Source organism: Methylobacillus sp. MM3, from assembly GCF_001645185.1.
Classification (GTDB): Bacteria; Pseudomonadota; Gammaproteobacteria; order Burkholderiales; family Methylophilaceae; genus MM2.
In genome coordinates, this window is sequence record NZ_LXTQ01000030.1 from 60,806 (window position 1) to 75,204 (window position 14,399).

17 protein-coding genes are annotated in these 14,399 nt (G+C 52.5%); 8 read left to right on the top strand and 9 right to left on the bottom strand.

The window, feature by feature from the left end:
- Window positions 1-2 precede the first annotated feature (2 nt).
- A complete protein-coding gene (locus A7976_RS09080; RefSeq protein WP_240483844.1) occupies window positions 3-1,499 on the bottom strand; it encodes a cbb3-type cytochrome c oxidase subunit I in 1,497 nt (498 codons plus the stop codon).
- A 252-nt stretch (window positions 1,500-1,751) separates the two neighbouring features.
- Between A7976_RS09080 and A7976_RS15170 the strand changes: the two genes are divergently transcribed.
- Window positions 1,752-1,910, top strand: a complete 159-nt coding sequence (locus tag A7976_RS15170; protein ID WP_165601731.1) for a hypothetical protein — start codon at window positions 1,752-1,754, stop codon at window positions 1,908-1,910.
- A 436-nt stretch (window positions 1,911-2,346) separates the two neighbouring features.
- Here the strand turns inward: A7976_RS15170 and A7976_RS09085 are convergent, their stop codons facing one another.
- From A7976_RS09085 to A7976_RS09090, 3 genes are all read right to left on the bottom strand, one after another.
- The gene (locus A7976_RS09085) at window positions 2,347-2,739 is read right to left on the bottom strand and encodes a hemerythrin domain-containing protein (protein WP_067111114.1); all 393 of its coding nucleotides are present in this window, start codon (window positions 2,737-2,739) and stop codon (window positions 2,347-2,349) included.
- A gap of 124 nt (window positions 2,740-2,863) precedes the next feature.
- Complete coding sequence (locus A7976_RS14850; RefSeq protein ID WP_082878068.1) at window positions 2,864-3,295, bottom strand: DUF2231 domain-containing protein; 432 nt, start codon at window positions 3,293-3,295, stop codon at window positions 2,864-2,866.
- On the bottom strand, window positions 3,296-3,640 hold the full coding sequence (locus A7976_RS09090; RefSeq protein WP_067110471.1) for a hypothetical protein: 345 nt from the start codon (window positions 3,638-3,640) through the stop codon (window positions 3,296-3,298).
- Between the two features lie 115 nt (window positions 3,641-3,755).
- Between A7976_RS09090 and A7976_RS09095 the strand changes: the two genes are divergently transcribed.
- Window positions 3,756-4,394, top strand: a complete 639-nt coding sequence (locus A7976_RS09095) for a metalloregulator ArsR/SmtB family transcription factor (RefSeq protein ID WP_067110475.1) — start codon at window positions 3,756-3,758, stop codon at window positions 4,392-4,394.
- Between the two features lie 69 nt (window positions 4,395-4,463).
- Here A7976_RS09095 and A7976_RS09100 read toward each other — a convergent pair whose 3' ends face one another.
- Both A7976_RS09100 and A7976_RS09105 read right to left on the bottom strand, forming a co-directional pair.
- Window positions 4,464-4,937 carry a nuclear transport factor 2 family protein gene (locus tag A7976_RS09100; protein ID WP_067111117.1) on the bottom strand — a complete coding sequence of 158 codons (474 nt, stop codon included), beginning with the start codon at window positions 4,935-4,937 and terminating at the stop codon, window positions 4,464-4,466.
- A gap of 108 nt (window positions 4,938-5,045) precedes the next feature.
- Window positions 5,046-5,693: a hypothetical protein gene (locus A7976_RS09105; RefSeq protein WP_067110478.1), complete on the bottom strand. Its 648-nt coding sequence runs from the start codon at window positions 5,691-5,693 to the stop codon at window positions 5,046-5,048.
- Window positions 5,694-5,977: 284 nt separating this feature from the next.
- Between A7976_RS09105 and A7976_RS09115 the strand changes: the two genes are divergently transcribed.
- Window positions 5,978-6,640, top strand: a complete 663-nt coding sequence (locus A7976_RS09115) for a cytochrome b/b6 domain-containing protein (RefSeq protein ID WP_067110496.1) — start codon at window positions 5,978-5,980, stop codon at window positions 6,638-6,640.
- A gap of 240 nt (window positions 6,641-6,880) precedes the next feature.
- Window positions 6,881-7,738, top strand: coding sequence for an RNA polymerase sigma factor RpoH (gene rpoH / locus A7976_RS09120; RefSeq protein ID WP_082878069.1), 858 nt, complete (start codon window positions 6,881-6,883; stop codon window positions 7,736-7,738).
- 196 nt (window positions 7,739-7,934) lie between these two features.
- Here rpoH and ccoS read toward each other — a convergent pair whose 3' ends face one another.
- Together ccoS and A7976_RS09130 are read right to left on the bottom strand one after the other, a co-directional pair.
- A complete protein-coding gene (gene ccoS / locus A7976_RS09125; RefSeq protein ID WP_082878070.1) occupies window positions 7,935-8,138 on the bottom strand; it encodes a cbb3-type cytochrome oxidase assembly protein CcoS in 204 nt (67 codons plus the stop codon).
- Entirely contained in the window at window positions 8,135-10,099 is a 1,965-nt protein-coding gene (locus A7976_RS09130; RefSeq protein ID WP_067110499.1) for a dynamin family protein, read from the bottom strand. Before A7976_RS09130 ends, ccoS begins: the two co-directional genes overlap by 4 nt.
- Window positions 10,100-10,258: 159 nt before the next feature.
- Here A7976_RS09130 and A7976_RS09135 point away from each other — a divergent pair, with 159 nt between their 5' ends.
- Genes A7976_RS09135 through ubiB form a run of 4 tightly spaced genes read left to right on the top strand, consistent with a single transcriptional unit; the run spans window position 10,259 to window position 13,477 of the window.
- Complete coding sequence (locus tag A7976_RS09135) at window positions 10,259-10,639, top strand: gamma-butyrobetaine hydroxylase-like domain-containing protein (RefSeq protein WP_067111126.1); 381 nt, start codon at window positions 10,259-10,261, stop codon at window positions 10,637-10,639.
- A complete protein-coding gene (ubiE, locus tag A7976_RS09140) occupies window positions 10,636-11,373 on the top strand; it encodes a bifunctional demethylmenaquinone methyltransferase/2-methoxy-6-polyprenyl-1,4-benzoquinol methylase UbiE (RefSeq protein ID WP_067110505.1) in 738 nt (245 codons plus the stop codon). The genes A7976_RS09135 and ubiE overlap by 4 nt, the downstream gene beginning before the upstream one ends.
- Window positions 11,370-11,939 (top strand): SCP2 domain-containing protein, encoded by a 570-nt coding sequence (locus A7976_RS09145; RefSeq protein WP_082878071.1) that lies wholly within the window; start codon window positions 11,370-11,372, stop codon window positions 11,937-11,939. Before ubiE ends, A7976_RS09145 begins: the two co-directional genes overlap by 4 nt.
- Entirely contained in the window at window positions 11,939-13,477 is a 1,539-nt protein-coding gene (gene ubiB / locus A7976_RS09150) for a ubiquinone biosynthesis regulatory protein kinase UbiB (protein ID WP_067110512.1), read from the top strand. The genes A7976_RS09145 and ubiB overlap by 1 nt, the downstream gene beginning before the upstream one ends.
- On the opposite strand, the gene A7976_RS09155 is transcribed toward ubiB, so the two are convergent.
- Window positions 13,452-14,279, bottom strand: coding sequence for an HDOD domain-containing protein (locus tag A7976_RS09155; protein WP_067110514.1), 828 nt, complete (start codon window positions 14,277-14,279; stop codon window positions 13,452-13,454). The genes ubiB and A7976_RS09155 overlap by 26 nt on opposite strands.
- Window positions 14,280-14,399: the final 120 nt, after the last annotated feature.

Genomic DNA, 14,399 nt, shown 5'->3' on the forward strand with positions numbered 1-14,399 from the left:
GCTCAACCTTCCGTCGTCAGACTCAGTTTTTGAAATGGCTTGGTTGATAAGGCAAAGACCACCATGCTGGCAAAATGAAAGGCAAAAACCAGATGTCCTGCGACCATCAAAGAGCCTCCCAGAGAACGGCCTTTCAACCATGGCAGAGTCACGGTTACGGAATCCATAAAGGGTTTGGAAGCATCCTGTAACGCAAGACCCTGTAGTACCCCAGCAGTCATTAAAGAAATCATGTAAACGCTGAACCCTGCGACGACCAGCCAGAAATGCCAGCTGATCAGTTTTGGGTAGGGCCACGAAAACTTCAGAATCTGCGGTAATACGAAATAGATACCCCCGAAAATCACCATCGAAACGAACCCGTACATTCCAAGGTGCGCGTGCGCAACAGTGAAATGGGTAAAGTGCGTCACAGCGTTGAAGGAGCGCAACGCCTCAAACGATCCCTGGACCGATGCAAGCGTGTACATCATCGCCCCGAAGACAATGAATCTCAGCGTCGGGGAATGCTTCAGTGCCTGGAAATGCCCCTTCAGCGTCAAATGCTGGTTAAGGGAGAAGGCAACCACGGGAATCAGCATCATCATGCTTTGCACAATGGAAAGAGTGAGCAACCATTCCGGAACAGGGCCGCCTATGAGGTGATGGGCTCCAACCTGTCCGTAAAAGAAAGCCAGCGTCCAGAATCCAAGCAAAGACAGGTTATAGGAATGCACCGGCCGCCCGATCACTTTAGGCAGGAAGTAGTAAACGGCGGCAATGGACAAAGGGGTATAAAAAAGCCCCAGTACGTTGTGCGCAAACCACCAATTCGTCGTGGCTTGCTCAATTCCGAAATGAACGCCCGGCATCTTTGCTACGATGTACAACACGGGAAACCAGAACAATGCCGCACCGATGTACCACACGGACACATAAAGGTGATGCACCTTATGCGTGAATAATGTGAAGACCATCGACAATCCGATCATCATGCCGCCTAAGGCAAACAAAACGCCGACCTGCCAGGGAATTTCAAGCCACTCCATCCCCGCGTTTTTCCCATTGGCGATCGCCGCGATGCCTGCTATCAAGGCAATATTCCAGATTACCGCGCCCGCAATGGCGAATCTCCCTCCCACCAGCGGCGCACGAAGAAGCCGCGGCAGCATCCACATCGCCAAACCCAGCACCCCAAGCGGTGCCCAACCGTATGCAACAAGATTGAGATGAATGGTTCGCATCACACCAAACGTGAGCGCCAGAGAATGCGTCAGGAAATCAGGATTGTGCAGCTTGTATGAGCTGACCAGCCCTGCCAGCGATGCGAAAACGAGCCAGAAAACCGCGCTGCCAAACAAAACAAAACACGGAAGCGTACTCGAATGATCATGGGGACGATTAGCAATATCGCTGTGACTTATGTTGCGTCGGCCAGTCTGAATATTAAGGGTGTCGATTTCATGGGGGTCGGCAGCAGGGTCATGGTAGTGACCGATGTCATCTGGGGTGAAGATCACTTTAGACCCCGAGGTTTCCACATCGAATAAGCCTTTACGTAGAGACCATATGAAGACAAATAACCCGGCTATGGATAATATGAAAGTGGCCAGGAGCAAACTCGTAGGATTCATTGATAGTTACCTGTGCTAGATACGGCGAATTGGATGGATCTCTTGGTAGCGCTATGTCGGATGTTTGCCAATACTCAACAACCAGCGATAGCTGCTTTGAAACAAGCAGCGCTTTATGGGTTATTGGAGTGTTGAGGAATGAGTGATACCGATCATTTCGCGCTGCATGACGCCAATGATCATTGGTGCCTGACCATAGCTGTTGGACCAACAGTTCATCGTGTTCCAGCATTCATTGCCACAGACAATGAATATTTCGATATATCGCCAATCTTGATTTTCATTCCAAAGGCATAAGCGAATAAATCGTCGTTGAACTGCCCGACATAAATCACTTCCACCTGACGAAATGCAGTATGCAATTAAATTATTTTTATGGAAAATGAATTAATTTGCCATTTAATATTAATATTTTTGATATTAATAGAAATCAGCATGCGGGACATTGATGTGGCCGTATTTTTCTGAATTGTTCGAACTGGAGGATTTATAGCGATTACGAATGATCGCTTGCGCCTAATCAGAAGAGTGATGGGTTGTCGCTGGAAAAACTCTCGCCCAGCTTGATCGCCTCCGGCACCGCTGTCGTCAAGTACTGTCTTACTAATGGGCGATAAAAAAGAAGAATGTAGGGATTATTGGGATATTAGTGGCCTAATCTCCACCATTCCCGGAATCTATTCAAAGCTTAAATTTACGATCTGTGGATCATAAATCCCCAAAGCCTATCAGATCACTCAAGATGCAATATCTTTTCGGCGACATTGAAGAGCTCCCTCTCCTCAAATCTGACATGGGCAATTAAGAGGGCTCCAAAGGCTGCAAGCTCGGCCGGGGGTTTCTCGGTATTTATCGTGGTTATCATTTCCCTGAGCGCCGCATGATCCTTCAACGCGCGTTTAACCAACTCGGCTGCCCCCGCCAGTTCCATCCGCGGAAACAAATCTTTCTCTTCAAGGTTGAAATGAGGCTCCAATTCATTACGGAATGCCCGATTTAATTTTTCACACACCGCCGCGATACTTTCCTTGTCACCGGATTCAGCGGCGCGAATAAATGCCGTGCCGAGGGATAGGGCCGAATGGTGTTCCCGAGATAGAGGTTTTAGAAATTCGCTCCGCTTCATCTTCAAATTATCTTCAAATACCTACGCGACAGTACCAGGATACAACATGGCAATAGAGATAAAGCTTATGAATTAATAGTGAAAGCCACCATACAAATATGTGGAATCCAAGAGTGGGTAAATACTATGCTTTCTTTACCCCGACTCCATTTTCATAAACCAGTTTTCCTCCATACCACCCGGAACAAAAAAGTGAGATCAATCCAAGTCCCGAAAGTATTAACTCGATGGAGCCTGGCGCACCTAGCTGTTGAAAACTATCTACTCGCAAGAAAAGACTTGTCCCGTATAGAGTACATGTCACAAGGACTAGCTGCATGTGCGTATTAACTACGCGAAGCACCTTATCGTCATCCGTCACTTTTCTTAATTCGAAAACTCCGGAAATCATTGCGGCAATAGCTGCAATTGTTCCTATGGTGAGCATCCATCCAGATGCCCACCACATGCACTCCCCCAACCAGATACTTGCAAAATCACCCAGCGTTGTGAGTGTCCAGCAAACAATCGGGAAATGAACAATCGCCGGATGAATGGGGTGAGTCATTCGTTGCATTTAAATACCCAGCAAAACAGTCAGTAGTATCAAAAAACCGATTACCGCAAGGCTTGCATGAATAATGACGAAGCCTTTTGGAGCGATTTTTTCCCGGATATGATAGGAGGCCAGATAAAAGCCGCCCAAGGCAGCCATGATGAGCAACGCAAGGGAAGCCGTTACGCGTGATCCCCCTGTTCCATGAATGGCCTCAATGATAAGCAGGATCAAACCTGCAGCCCCTGCCGAGGCATGCAGCAGAGAGATCGTCCATGAAGCAAACTTGCCACCAAGCACCTTTGATGCAAGGATTAACCCGCCCACAGCGGTAATCGCAAAAAGTAGAATAGCGGATATCAACACAAAAATTTCTCCTTAACTTAACAATCGAGAATGCAGTGTAAATATATTAATTATCTTTATCAATATAAATATTGAATAAGTGACATTACAAATTTTAATTTGGTAGAATACGAACATGTCTGCTTTATCAAACATAGGTCAACGACAGCAACTCCTGCTCAAGGCGTTGTTGCATAGCCCCAAGGGATTGACTGTCGATCAACTGGCTCAAGAGCTCTCCATTTCAAGAAATGCCGTTCATCAACATCTGGCAAGCCTTGAAGGCCAGCGCTATGTAGAAAACTCCTTGCAATCGAGCACGGGAGGCCGGCCAGGGAGAATTTACAAGCTCTCGGCAATTGGACAAGAGCTTTTCCCCAGGCACTATTCGTTATTCTCCAGACTTCTTTTGCAGTTGGTTCAGCAAAAGCTTGGAGATGCGACGCTGAAAGAATGCATGTCCAGCCTGGGTGAGCAGTTGGCGTCCGAATACAAGACTCGAGTCCAGAACAAGGGGTCGACGGCTGATCAGATCCGCGAAGTCAAACTGATTATGTCTGAGTTAGGCTATGAAACCCAACTCGGCGCAGATGAAGCGAATCCTTTGGAAATCGTTGCAAGCAACTGTGTTTTTCATCAGCTGGCAGCAGATTGCAAAGAGGTTTGCGAACTGGATTTATCCCTAATGGCTTCTTTGCTGGATGCAAGCATCGAACATAAGGAATGCATGGTCAGAGGCGGAGAGTGTTGCCGGTTTGGTGTATCGATAAAATAAACTCGCCTCCCCGGCCATGGTGGAGTTGGCCGCAAAGCGCATCTCTCCGCCTGGAGAACAGCAACACTCTTAAAGCCCTAATTCTGCCAATCCTGGATGATCGTCGGGACGACGACCGAGAGGCCAGAAAAACTTACGCTCCGAAGCGCTTATAGGAAGGTCATTGATGCTGGCGTATCGCTTCTGCATCAACCCTTGGCCATTAAACTCCCAGTTTTCATTGCCATAAGAGCGAAACCACTGTCCCGAATCGTCATGCCACTCATAAGCGAACCTGACCGCGATGCGATTGTCTGAGTAGGCCCACAGCTCCTTGATCAGCCGGTAATCCAGCTCGTTTATCCATTTACGCCGCAGAAACTGGCCAATTTGCTCGCGACCGACGGGAAATTCGGCACGGTTGCGCCACTCCGTATCCTTGCTATAGCCGAGTACTACAAGCTGGAGATCTCGGGTATTCCATGCATCCTCAGCAAGACGCACTTTTATCGAAGCCGTCTCTTTCGTAAACGGGGGAATCGGGGGTTTAATTTCCACAAACATGTCCTCATTCTGGTTGTCGACAGCCCGGCAATCCAAGCGGAACCAGACTCAACTGAAAATCAATCCTCCAAGAACAATCTTGTCTTTGGAGGATTTCCGAATACGGCTTTAGAACTTATCTGGGAACTGTTTCGCCAAGGCTCCCGTCAAGGCATCTGCGATGACATACATGTGATCCTTCATCGCACTCCATGTCCTGGCTTCTTCTGCGTACTGTTTGGCCTTGATTTGTTGAATTTGCTGGACGTGATGTCCACCGTGGGCCAACAGCAAGCTTTTCAGGGTTTCGAAAGGCAAATTCGGGTTCGCGCCGCTGAGAAAGGTTGCGATCTCGTCCACATTACTCGTTAATACCTTCATGGCCGCATCCTGCTTTGACTTGCTGCCTTCAGTCGTTGCATCGAGGTATTGCTTAACGGCTCCATAATGCCCTGCCAGCAGTTTAAAGAGCTTTTCCGAGGCGGCTTTTCCATAAAACGGCTCGATGGAAGCGGCAATTTGTTTGGCGTTGGCCACGACTCCCTGTTCAGCGGCGCTTGCGCCTGCTTTATTGCCACGCAGCGTTTCAACCACTACGTTACGAACCCAGAACGCGTGCCCTACCCATAAGTCCCTCAGAACGGCATTTGTCTGTACTGTTTTCGTTGCTTCAGGAATGTTTGCATGACCTTCGTGCGCATAACTGGGCACTGCCATGGCAAACAATAAAGTGGAACAAACGGCTGCTACATAGGGTTTTAATTTAGGGAAGTTCATTTTTATCTCCAGGAAATTGAGGGGAGAACCCAGAATGCCCCTGGAGGAATACTTTGTCAACTTTAATATGTTATATGTAATTTATATTGCATTAGTCGGCCACAATTTCGTTGAGTGCGGCCTATCGCTTATAATGCATAGTCTGTTCCAATGCATGCGCCTCCCGACAACCTCACAAAAGGCTGCGGTAAACCGCGCATGGGTTCAGGACTAATCCACGCCACAAGCGTTTTTACAATTACTGAGGCTCGGCAATCCCGGGTTTCGTGTATTTGGAGCTACAAATGCAGAACAAAATCAAAGTATGGCCGCTTTCAGTGCGTACGCTGCACTGGGGATTGGCTGCTTCCTTCGCGGTCGCTTTCTACACCCGACACCTGGAACTGATGCGAGACATCCACGTCCTGGCTGGATATGGCGCTGGAGCCATCCTGGCCACCCGATGGCTGATTGGTTTCATTGCTCGGGATCACTCCGGTTTCCGTCGCTTTCCGCTTAATATCAAGCAGGCCGCAATTTATCTTTACGGTCTTTTCTCAGGAGAAGCAAAGCGGTATATCGGCCATAATCCGGCAGGAGCCGTGGCTATTTACCTAATGCTTTCATTGGGGATATTGTCCGTAGTGACTGGATATATGTCGTTTAACGATATCGCCTTGCCATTTCTCGGCGATTTGGTCACGATCAAGGAGGCACATGAGGCGCTCGCCAATGTATGGACGATTACCATTGTGGTCCACGTTGCCGGTGTCGTCGTGGCCAGCCTTGCTCACCGCGAGAATTTGGTGGCCGCCATGATCACTGGAGACAAACTTCGTCAGATTCAACACCGGCAATCCGATCTCATTGGCGAAGTTTCAGTCACCCTTTTAAAGGCGGTGATTTACGTGATTGACATTGTCATGCGTGCCATAGGACGCAAAGGTGTCATCCTGCACTGCTCTTAACACAAGGCCCTTGATCAGGATGAGATCAGGGGCTTAATCATTCCCCGTATCCCATCCATCCGAATGCTCGACATCAAGACTGAATCTCTACAAAAGCCATGTAGCCCCTCTTTCACAACCTGATTTCCGGTGCATTAAAAAAGAAGCCACGCAAGGTGGCTGAGGGCAAGAACTTTTAGTCGCTAGCACTCTCCAATTGTGAGTGCTAAAATGGTTTCGAACCCAGGAGGTTAAAACGCAATGAGTTATTCCCTGTCTTTACCGATGCCATCGGCGGTTGAAAGTATTGATCGTTACATGCAAACGATCCGCTCTTTTCCTGTGCTCAGCGCAGAAGAAGAGTACGACTACGCCACCCGCCTGCAACGTGACAACGATCTGGAAGCAGCCAAGCAGTTGATTCTTTCGCATCTGCGGCTCGTGGCCAGCATCGCACGCGGCTACTCAGGCTATGGCCTGCCGCAGGCCGACCTGATTCAGGAAGGCAATATCGGTCTGATGAAGGCGGTGCGCCGCTTTGACCCGGAACGCGGCGTTCGGCTGGTTTCGTTTGCCGTGCACTGGATCAAGGCTGAAATCCACGAATTCATTCTGCGCAACTGGCGCCTGGTCAAGGTGGCCACCACCAAGGCGCAGCGTAAACTGTTCTTTAACCTGCGCAGCATGAAAACCCATAGCGGCAGCCTGCATCCCGATGAAGTGCTGGAAATTGCGCGCGAATTGAAGGTTAAACCGGAAGAAGTCATCGAAATGGAATCCCGCATGGGTGGCCAGGACATCGCGCTGGAATCCCACGGCGAGGATGACGGCGAAGAAAGCTGGAGTCCGATTGCCTATCTCGAAGACCACCGCCCCGAACCGTCGGAAATGCTGGCCGAACAGCAAATCGAAGTGTTGCAAACCGTTGGCCTGGAAACCGCATTGAACAGCCTGGATGATCGCAGCCGCCGTATTGTCGAGGCACGCTGGCTAAAGGACGATGGCAGCGCCACGCTGCACGAACTGGCGGCCGAATATGGCGTTTCTGCCGAGCGGATTCGCCAGATTGAACAAAAAGCCATGCAGAAAATGAAGGGGATTATCGGCGCAACGATGTAATCGCTGCCAGGTTTTACCCATTAAAAAAGGCTGCGTTTGCAGCCTTTTTATTTATTCGCACGATGGCGTCATCAAGCCAGAATCACGGAGAAGAACGCAATCCAGGACCAGGCAATCAAACCAACGATGACGGTCATCGGCAGGTTTTCCCAAGTAAAAAAACGCATTTCCAAATTCCCCAATTGAAATAAAGATATTACTGTCTTATTTTATTCGTTTCATCATCCGATTTCAAGCGTTGAAATGGGATCATCGGATCATCGTCATCCATCAATATCCGCTGGGCCGGACCTTCAAGGTCGTCAAACTGCCCCGTCTTGATCGCCCATAGCACGCCAACTGCAGCAAAGCCCACGAAAACAAGCGTCAAGCCGAAGAGAAAGAGAAGATTTCCGGTCATGCTGCCAACACCTCGGGAGCCGGACTTTCCTCAAAGGCCAGCGCATTACCAATGTGCTGACGAATCACCTTGAGATCGGCAATCTGGTTGCGGATGCCCTGCTCGAAACTTTCCAGCTCGGCGATGCGATCTTCCAGCGTGTCCGTCGCCTTATAGATGCGCTTGATACTTTCCATGCGACGGCGCAATTGCAATTGCTGCTCGCGAACTTGCGACTCCATCGGCGCCATGACGGCTTTTAGCCAATTCTCGACGTCTCGGTTGGCGATTTCATACACATTCACCACGCGATTCGCCATCGTCTCGAAGAATTTCGTGGTAAGCGTCATTTTCTCGTTCACGATCATATTCAAGGCCGTATCGAATTGCTCTTTGTAGGCACGTTCCAGCTTGCCAAGTTCCTTCTGATAGCGCGCCGTGGAGAAATTAGGCGCATTGACCGGCGCCGTGCCGTGCTCCTGCGCATATTTCTGGTACATGGCGTCCATCATGCTCTTGATTTCAGATATCTGCCGGTCGGAACTGGCCATGCGCTCATTAATATCCTTGAAAAAACCTTCCATCGCGGCACGAATACTCTTGGTGAAGTTGGCCGCCACCATCGCATGGCGCGTCTTGGCGACCTCCATGCGCAACCGCTCCATGCCCAGATAGGCAAACAGCGTATTGGTATGCTGCGAAAACACGCTGCGCAAGGCCTGGAAACGCTGCAAGCCGCGCTCGAAGCTCTCCTTGTCGGCCTTGACCTTGTTCATCATGTGTTCTACCACATCGGCGTTCTTGCCACGTAGACCCTTCAACTCCGCCAATTGTTCCGAAAGTCCTTGAAGCCGCGACTGCAGGATAAGACCGGAATTGGCGATCAGGTCTTCGATCTCGCTTTCGGTATTGTCGCGCACGATTTCCTTCTTGGAAGGAATCAGCTCGTCAGACAAGGCTTTCTGCAATTCAGGAAGGCGGCTCTTGACCAGCAGCCCTTCATCATTGTTCACTTTGGCCAGCAGGCCCTTCTGTGCCGAAACCGGAAAAATCTGGCTGGAATCGAGGTCCAGCAACTCGGCGCTAACCTTGATCTGCTTGGCGATTTCCTTCTCGACTTCGCGCTCGCTTTTCAGCTCGTCCCACAAACCGTCAATCTTGTTAAGCACGGCCATGCGGCCCTTCTGCTTCCAGCGCGTGCCGCTGATGTACTGGCGCCAGACGTCGCTCTCCGACTTGGTCACTCCCGTATCGGCCGCAAGAATGAAAAGCACCGCATGTGCATTCGGCAGCATGTTGAGCGTCAGTTCGGGTTCGGTGCCGATGGCATTCAGCCCCGGCGTATCCAGGATGACGAGGCCTTGCTCAAGCAAAGGATGCGGGAAGTTGATGATCGCGTAACGCCAGCACGGAATATCGATCGTGCCGTCCTCGTTGAGATTCATCGCATCGTCGGGATTATTCGGGTCGTAAAGTTCATAGCGCTGCGCTTCCTCGACCGAAACGCGTTTGGTGCGGCTCACCTCCTTGAAGGCATCGACCATGCTGTCGCTGGAATTGACGTCGAACTCGAACACCGTCCATTCGGCGGGGAAACGCTTGAATTCCGTGGTGGTGGTATCGGTACCGCGCGTTTCGATGGGCAGCAGCCGCAAGGAAGTGGGCTTGTCGGATTCGAACAGAAGTTCGGTAGGACACATGGTCGTGCGGCCCGCACTCGAAGGCAGCAGCCGCTGACCATAATCGGCAAAGAAAATCGCGTTGATCAGCTCGGATTTGCCCCGCGAGAACTCGGCTACGAAAGCCACATTCAGCTTGTCCTCATGCAGGCGATCCAGTAAGTGCTGGACACGCAGATCGACCTGCGCATCATTCAACTCCTGCTCATTCAGCCAACTGCGGTAATCGCAGATGGTATCGATCAGCGCCTTGCGCCATGTGCTGTATGCAGCAAACTGATCGGCAAGCTTGTTTTCAACCATGTATGTTCTCGCCTGAATACCCCGCTGCTACTCTAGCATGATTCATAAATTAATCAAAAAATCAGGCGGGTATATGCGATGCGGCGGCCCGAACGCAAGCTCCTGATGAAACCGCGATTCTGCTATCATTTTGACTTAGTCAAATCATATGCCACGAACATGACCGGCCTCACATCCAGCACTCCACGCCCGACCGATATTCGCCTTCACCAAGCCTCCCGCAAACTGGAAATCGTGTTCGACGACGGCGCGCACTTTCATCTGTCCTGCGAATTCCTGCGGGTCTATTCCCCTTCTGCTGAAGTGCGCGGCCACGGCGCCGGGCAGGAAGTGCTGCAGGTGGGTAAAGAAGACGTCAACATTGTCAACATCGAGCCGGTCGGCCAATACGCAGTCAAGCTGAGCTTTTCCGACGGGCATAGCACCGGGCTGTACTCCTGGGATTATCTTTACGATCTCGGCGCCCGCCAGGCCGAACTGTGGCAAACCTATCTCGCGCGGCTTGCCGCCGCCGGCATCCAGCATAAGGATCAGGCATGAGCGAAAACACCACGCACTTCGGCTTCAAGACCGTTGCCGAATCCGAAAAAGCACACAAGGTTGGCGAAGTTTTCCATTCCGTCGCCAGCCGTTACGATTTGATGAACGATGTCATGTCCGCCGGGCTGCATCGGCTCTGGAAGCGCTTTACCATTGAATCCAGCGGCGTGCTGCCGGGTAACCGCGTGCTGGATATCGCTGGCGGCAGCGGCGACCTTTCCCGCCTGTTCGCCAAAAAGGTCGGCAAGCTGGGCAAGGTAATCCTGACAGACATAAACGCCTCCATGCTTTCGGTCGGCCGCGACCGCATGCTGGATGAAGGCCTGGCAGTGCCCGCTGCGCAATGCGATGCGGAAAAGTTGCCGTTCCCCGACAATTATTTCGATTGTGTTTCGGTTGCATTCGGCCTGCGCAACATGACGCACAAGGATCTCGCACTGAAGGAAATGCTGCGCGTGCTCAAACCCGGCGGCAGGCTGCTGGTGCTGGAGTTTTCACACGTCTGGAAACCGCTGCAACCGGCTTACGATGCCTACTCTTTCAAGCTTCTGCCGGTGATGGGCAAGCTGCTGGCAAGTGACGCGGATAGCTATCGTTACCTCGCCGAATCCATCCGCATGCACCCCGATCAGGAAACCCTGAAGCAGATGATGCTGGATGCCGGGTTCGATAAGGTGGATTACCACAACCTGACCGCCGGCGTCGTCGCGCTGCACAAGGGCGTCAAATATTGAAGCTGACTGCCGATGCACTCAATCATCTTCTGCGCCAGAACGCCTGGGCGAGCGAGCAGCTTCGCCCCTACGCCGGAAAAATCGTCCGCATTTCCATGCCGCCTCTCGGCGCTACGCTGGCGATAGACCGTGCCGGCGAATTCTCCACTGCCCCGCATGATGCCGAGATCGATGCTGAAATCGGCCTGACTCCAGGCGCGGCCCTGCGCATGCTGCTGGAACCCGACGCCGCGAGCGGTCTCGCCACCTTGCAGGGCGACGCCGAGTTGGCCGCAGCAGTCGGCAAAGTTCTGCACGGACTGCGCTGGGATGCCGAGGAAGACCTGAGCCGCATCGTCGGCGACATCCCAGCCCACGAACTGAGCCAGGCCGGCGCGCGCATTCGGCAGGAAATTGCGCGCCAAGCCATGTCCATGGCCGGCATGCTTTCCGAATTCTGGCTGGAAGAGCAGCCGCAGATTGCCAAAAAGCGTCATCTGGATAATTTCTCCAGGGACGTCGACGCCTTGCGCGACGACGTCGAGCGCTTCGCCAAACGGTTGGAGCGGTTGGAGAAAAACATCTGATGCGTTTTCTGCGGTTGTTCAAAATCATCTTCGTCAGCCTGCGCTTCGGGCTGGACGAGCTCATATTCAGCCACGCCCGGCTGCGCGGCCTGCAAGCATTGACGCGCGGCCTGTTCTTCTGGCGCCGCTTCGATCAGCCGCGCGGAGTACGATTGCGCCTGGCATTGGAAAATCTTGGGCCCATCTTCGTCAAATTCGGCCAGATGCTTTCTACGCGCCGCGACCTGATTCCGCTCGATATCGCGGACGAATTGGCCAAGCTGCAGGACAGCGTGCCGCCGTTTTCCGCGCCGCAAGTGCAAGCCGTTTTACAGCAGGCTTATGGTGCGCAGGCGACGGAAATATTCGCCAGCTTCGACCCGACGCCCGTCGCCAGTGCCTCGGTTGCGCAAGTCCACTTTGCCACTTTGCCAGATGGTCGCCCGGTCGCCGTCAAGATACTCCGCCCGGGAATCGACGCCGTGATCGACAAGGACCTGGCGTTACTCGACGTCGCGGCGATGCTGCTGGAAAATCTGTCGTCCGACGGCAAACGCCTGCGCCCGCGCGAGGTAGTCGCGGAGTTCGGCCGGCATATCCATAACGAACTCGACCTGATGCTGGAAGCCGCGAATTGCAGCCAGTTGCGGCGCAATTTTTCCGATGGCCGATTGCTGCTGGTACCGGAAGTATATTGGGATGCGTGCCGCGAACAAGTCATGGTGATGGAGCGCATGACCGGCACGCCGATCAGCCAGGTAGCGCGTTTGCGCGAGCTCGGCGTGGACATTCCCCGGCTTGCGCGCAATGGCGTCGAAATCTTTTTCACGCAGGTCTTCCGCGACAGTTTCTTTCATGCCGACATGCACCCCGGCAACATTCTGGTTGAGAATGATGGGCGTTATGTCGCGCTCGATTTCGGCATCATGGGAACGCTAAGCGATACGGATAAACAGTATCTGGCGCGGAATTTCCTGGCGTTTTTCCGGCGCGACTACCGCGAAGTCGCCCGCGCGCACATCGAATCAGGCTGGGCACCGAAAGACACCCCGCAAGACGAATTCGAAACCGCGATTCGCGCCGTGTGCGAGCCAATATTCGACAAGCCGCTCAAGGACATCTCCTTCGGGCGCGTGTTATTGCGGCTGTTCCAGACCTCGCGCCGCTTCGGGGTGGTCATCCAGCCGCAGCTGGTGATGTTGCAAAAGACATTGCTGAATATCGAAGGCCTGGGACGCGAACTCGACCCGGAACTGGATCTGTGGAAAACGGCCAAGCCCTATCTGGAACAATGGATGAGCGAACAGATGGGCTGGCGCAGCATCATCGAGAATTTCCGCGCAGAAGCGCCGCACTGGGGAAAAATACTGCCGCAGTTGCCGCGCCTGGTGCATGAAAACCTGTCGCGCAACGACATGGCTATTCTGACGGAAAAAATGGAAGCGCTCGCAACGGAGCAGAAACGCCGCAACCACCTGCTTTTCTGGGCAACCTCCGCGCTGGTACTGCTTGCCCTGCTGCAGCTTGCAGGCTTTATGCTGTTGATGGGCTGGGGCTAGCACCCACCATTGCCATAACCTTCTCCGGATCGACCCGCAATAACGCCGCGATGTCGCGATAATCGTCCGGCAGTGCCGCATCATCCCAGCCATTGGCGGAATGGCGCGCCAGATTGAGTGCCAGCATCACGTTGCGCACCCGCGTATTCTGCGAGTGTGCCGGATCCATCAGCGTCAGCAGTAACTCCGGCAGTTTCCATTCAAGGGCAAGAGCATGCTGCAACTCGATGCCCTTGAACCCCAGCACCTCCTGTTGAACCGCCGCACTGCGTAAACTTTTATCGGCCTCCTGCATCGCATGGATTTTCAGCATCGCGTCCGGATTGAAGCACCACATCAGCATTTCGGAAAGATAGCTCAGTAGCGCCGCGATGCGGACTTCTTCGGCATGCAGGTCGTGCAGCAGCAGTGCCCAGTCAAAGGCGTAGCGCGAGGCGCGTTGCGCACGACGCACGGTACGCAGGAGATTGGTCAATGCAGCAAGATGACCGTGCAGTACATCCTCTACCCGCGGTTCAGGTCTGATTTCGCGAAAAAAGGCATTGAAGCCCATCATCATGATGCCCTGCTCCACCTGCACGAGTTCCTGCGTATGGCTGCGTCTGTGCGCCTGCAGGAATCGCAGCAGTTTGACCGTCATCATGGGATCGCTGGTAATCACGTGTGCAACGCTGCGCGCATTGAGATTTTCTTCGTCGGCATGCATGCGCTCCAGCTCGCGCGCCGTATGCTTCAACACGGGCAATTCGGCATTGCTCAAGTAAGCTACCCACCCGGCCAGATTCTGTGGTTGCTGCACCATTGTTTTTCTCCAGCAAAAGCTTTTCGGCCGATTGTAGCACCACTATTATTTAGTAGATCGTTTGCTAGAATAGCCGCGATTCAAACGCATTCTTTCAATCAAAAATTTTAAGGATAAAAC

Bases quoted from the DNA above. Each gene is read 5' to 3' on its own strand.
- A7976_RS09155 (WP_067110514.1), bottom strand. From the start codon at position 14,279: ATGGTGCAGCAACCACAGAATCTGGCCGGGTGGGTAGCTTACTTGAGC.
- A7976_RS09100 (WP_067111117.1), bottom strand. From the start codon at position 4,937: ATGTTTGTGGAAATTAAACCCCCGATTCCCCCGTTTACGAAAGAGACG.
- A7976_RS09095 (WP_067110475.1), top strand. From the start codon at position 3,756: ATGTCTGCTTTATCAAACATAGGTCAACGACAGCAACTCCTGCTCAAG.
- A7976_RS09130 (WP_067110499.1), bottom strand. From the start codon at position 10,099: ATGGTTGAAAACAAGCTTGCCGATCAGTTTGCTGCATACAGCACATGG.
- ubiE (WP_067110505.1), top strand. From the start codon at position 10,636: ATGAGCGAAAACACCACGCACTTCGGCTTCAAGACCGTTGCCGAATCC.
- A7976_RS09105 (WP_067110478.1), bottom strand. From the start codon at position 5,693: ATGAACTTCCCTAAATTAAAACCCTATGTAGCAGCCGTTTGTTCCACT.
- A7976_RS09135 (WP_067111126.1), top strand. From the start codon at position 10,259: ATGACCGGCCTCACATCCAGCACTCCACGCCCGACCGATATTCGCCTT.
- A7976_RS09085 (WP_067111114.1), bottom strand. From the start codon at position 2,739: ATGAAGCGGAGCGAATTTCTAAAACCTCTATCTCGGGAACACCATTCG.
- ccoS (WP_082878070.1), bottom strand. From the start codon at position 8,138: ATGACCGGAAATCTTCTCTTTCTCTTCGGCTTGACGCTTGTTTTCGTG.
- A7976_RS15170 (WP_165601731.1), top strand. From the start codon at position 1,752: ATGAGTGATACCGATCATTTCGCGCTGCATGACGCCAATGATCATTGG.
- ubiB (WP_067110512.1), top strand. From the start codon at position 11,939: ATGCGTTTTCTGCGGTTGTTCAAAATCATCTTCGTCAGCCTGCGCTTC.
- A7976_RS14850 (WP_082878068.1), bottom strand. From the start codon at position 3,295: ATGCAACGAATGACTCACCCCATTCATCCGGCGATTGTTCATTTCCCG.
- A7976_RS09115 (WP_067110496.1), top strand. From the start codon at position 5,978: ATGCAGAACAAAATCAAAGTATGGCCGCTTTCAGTGCGTACGCTGCAC.
- rpoH (WP_082878069.1), top strand. From the start codon at position 6,881: ATGAGTTATTCCCTGTCTTTACCGATGCCATCGGCGGTTGAAAGTATT.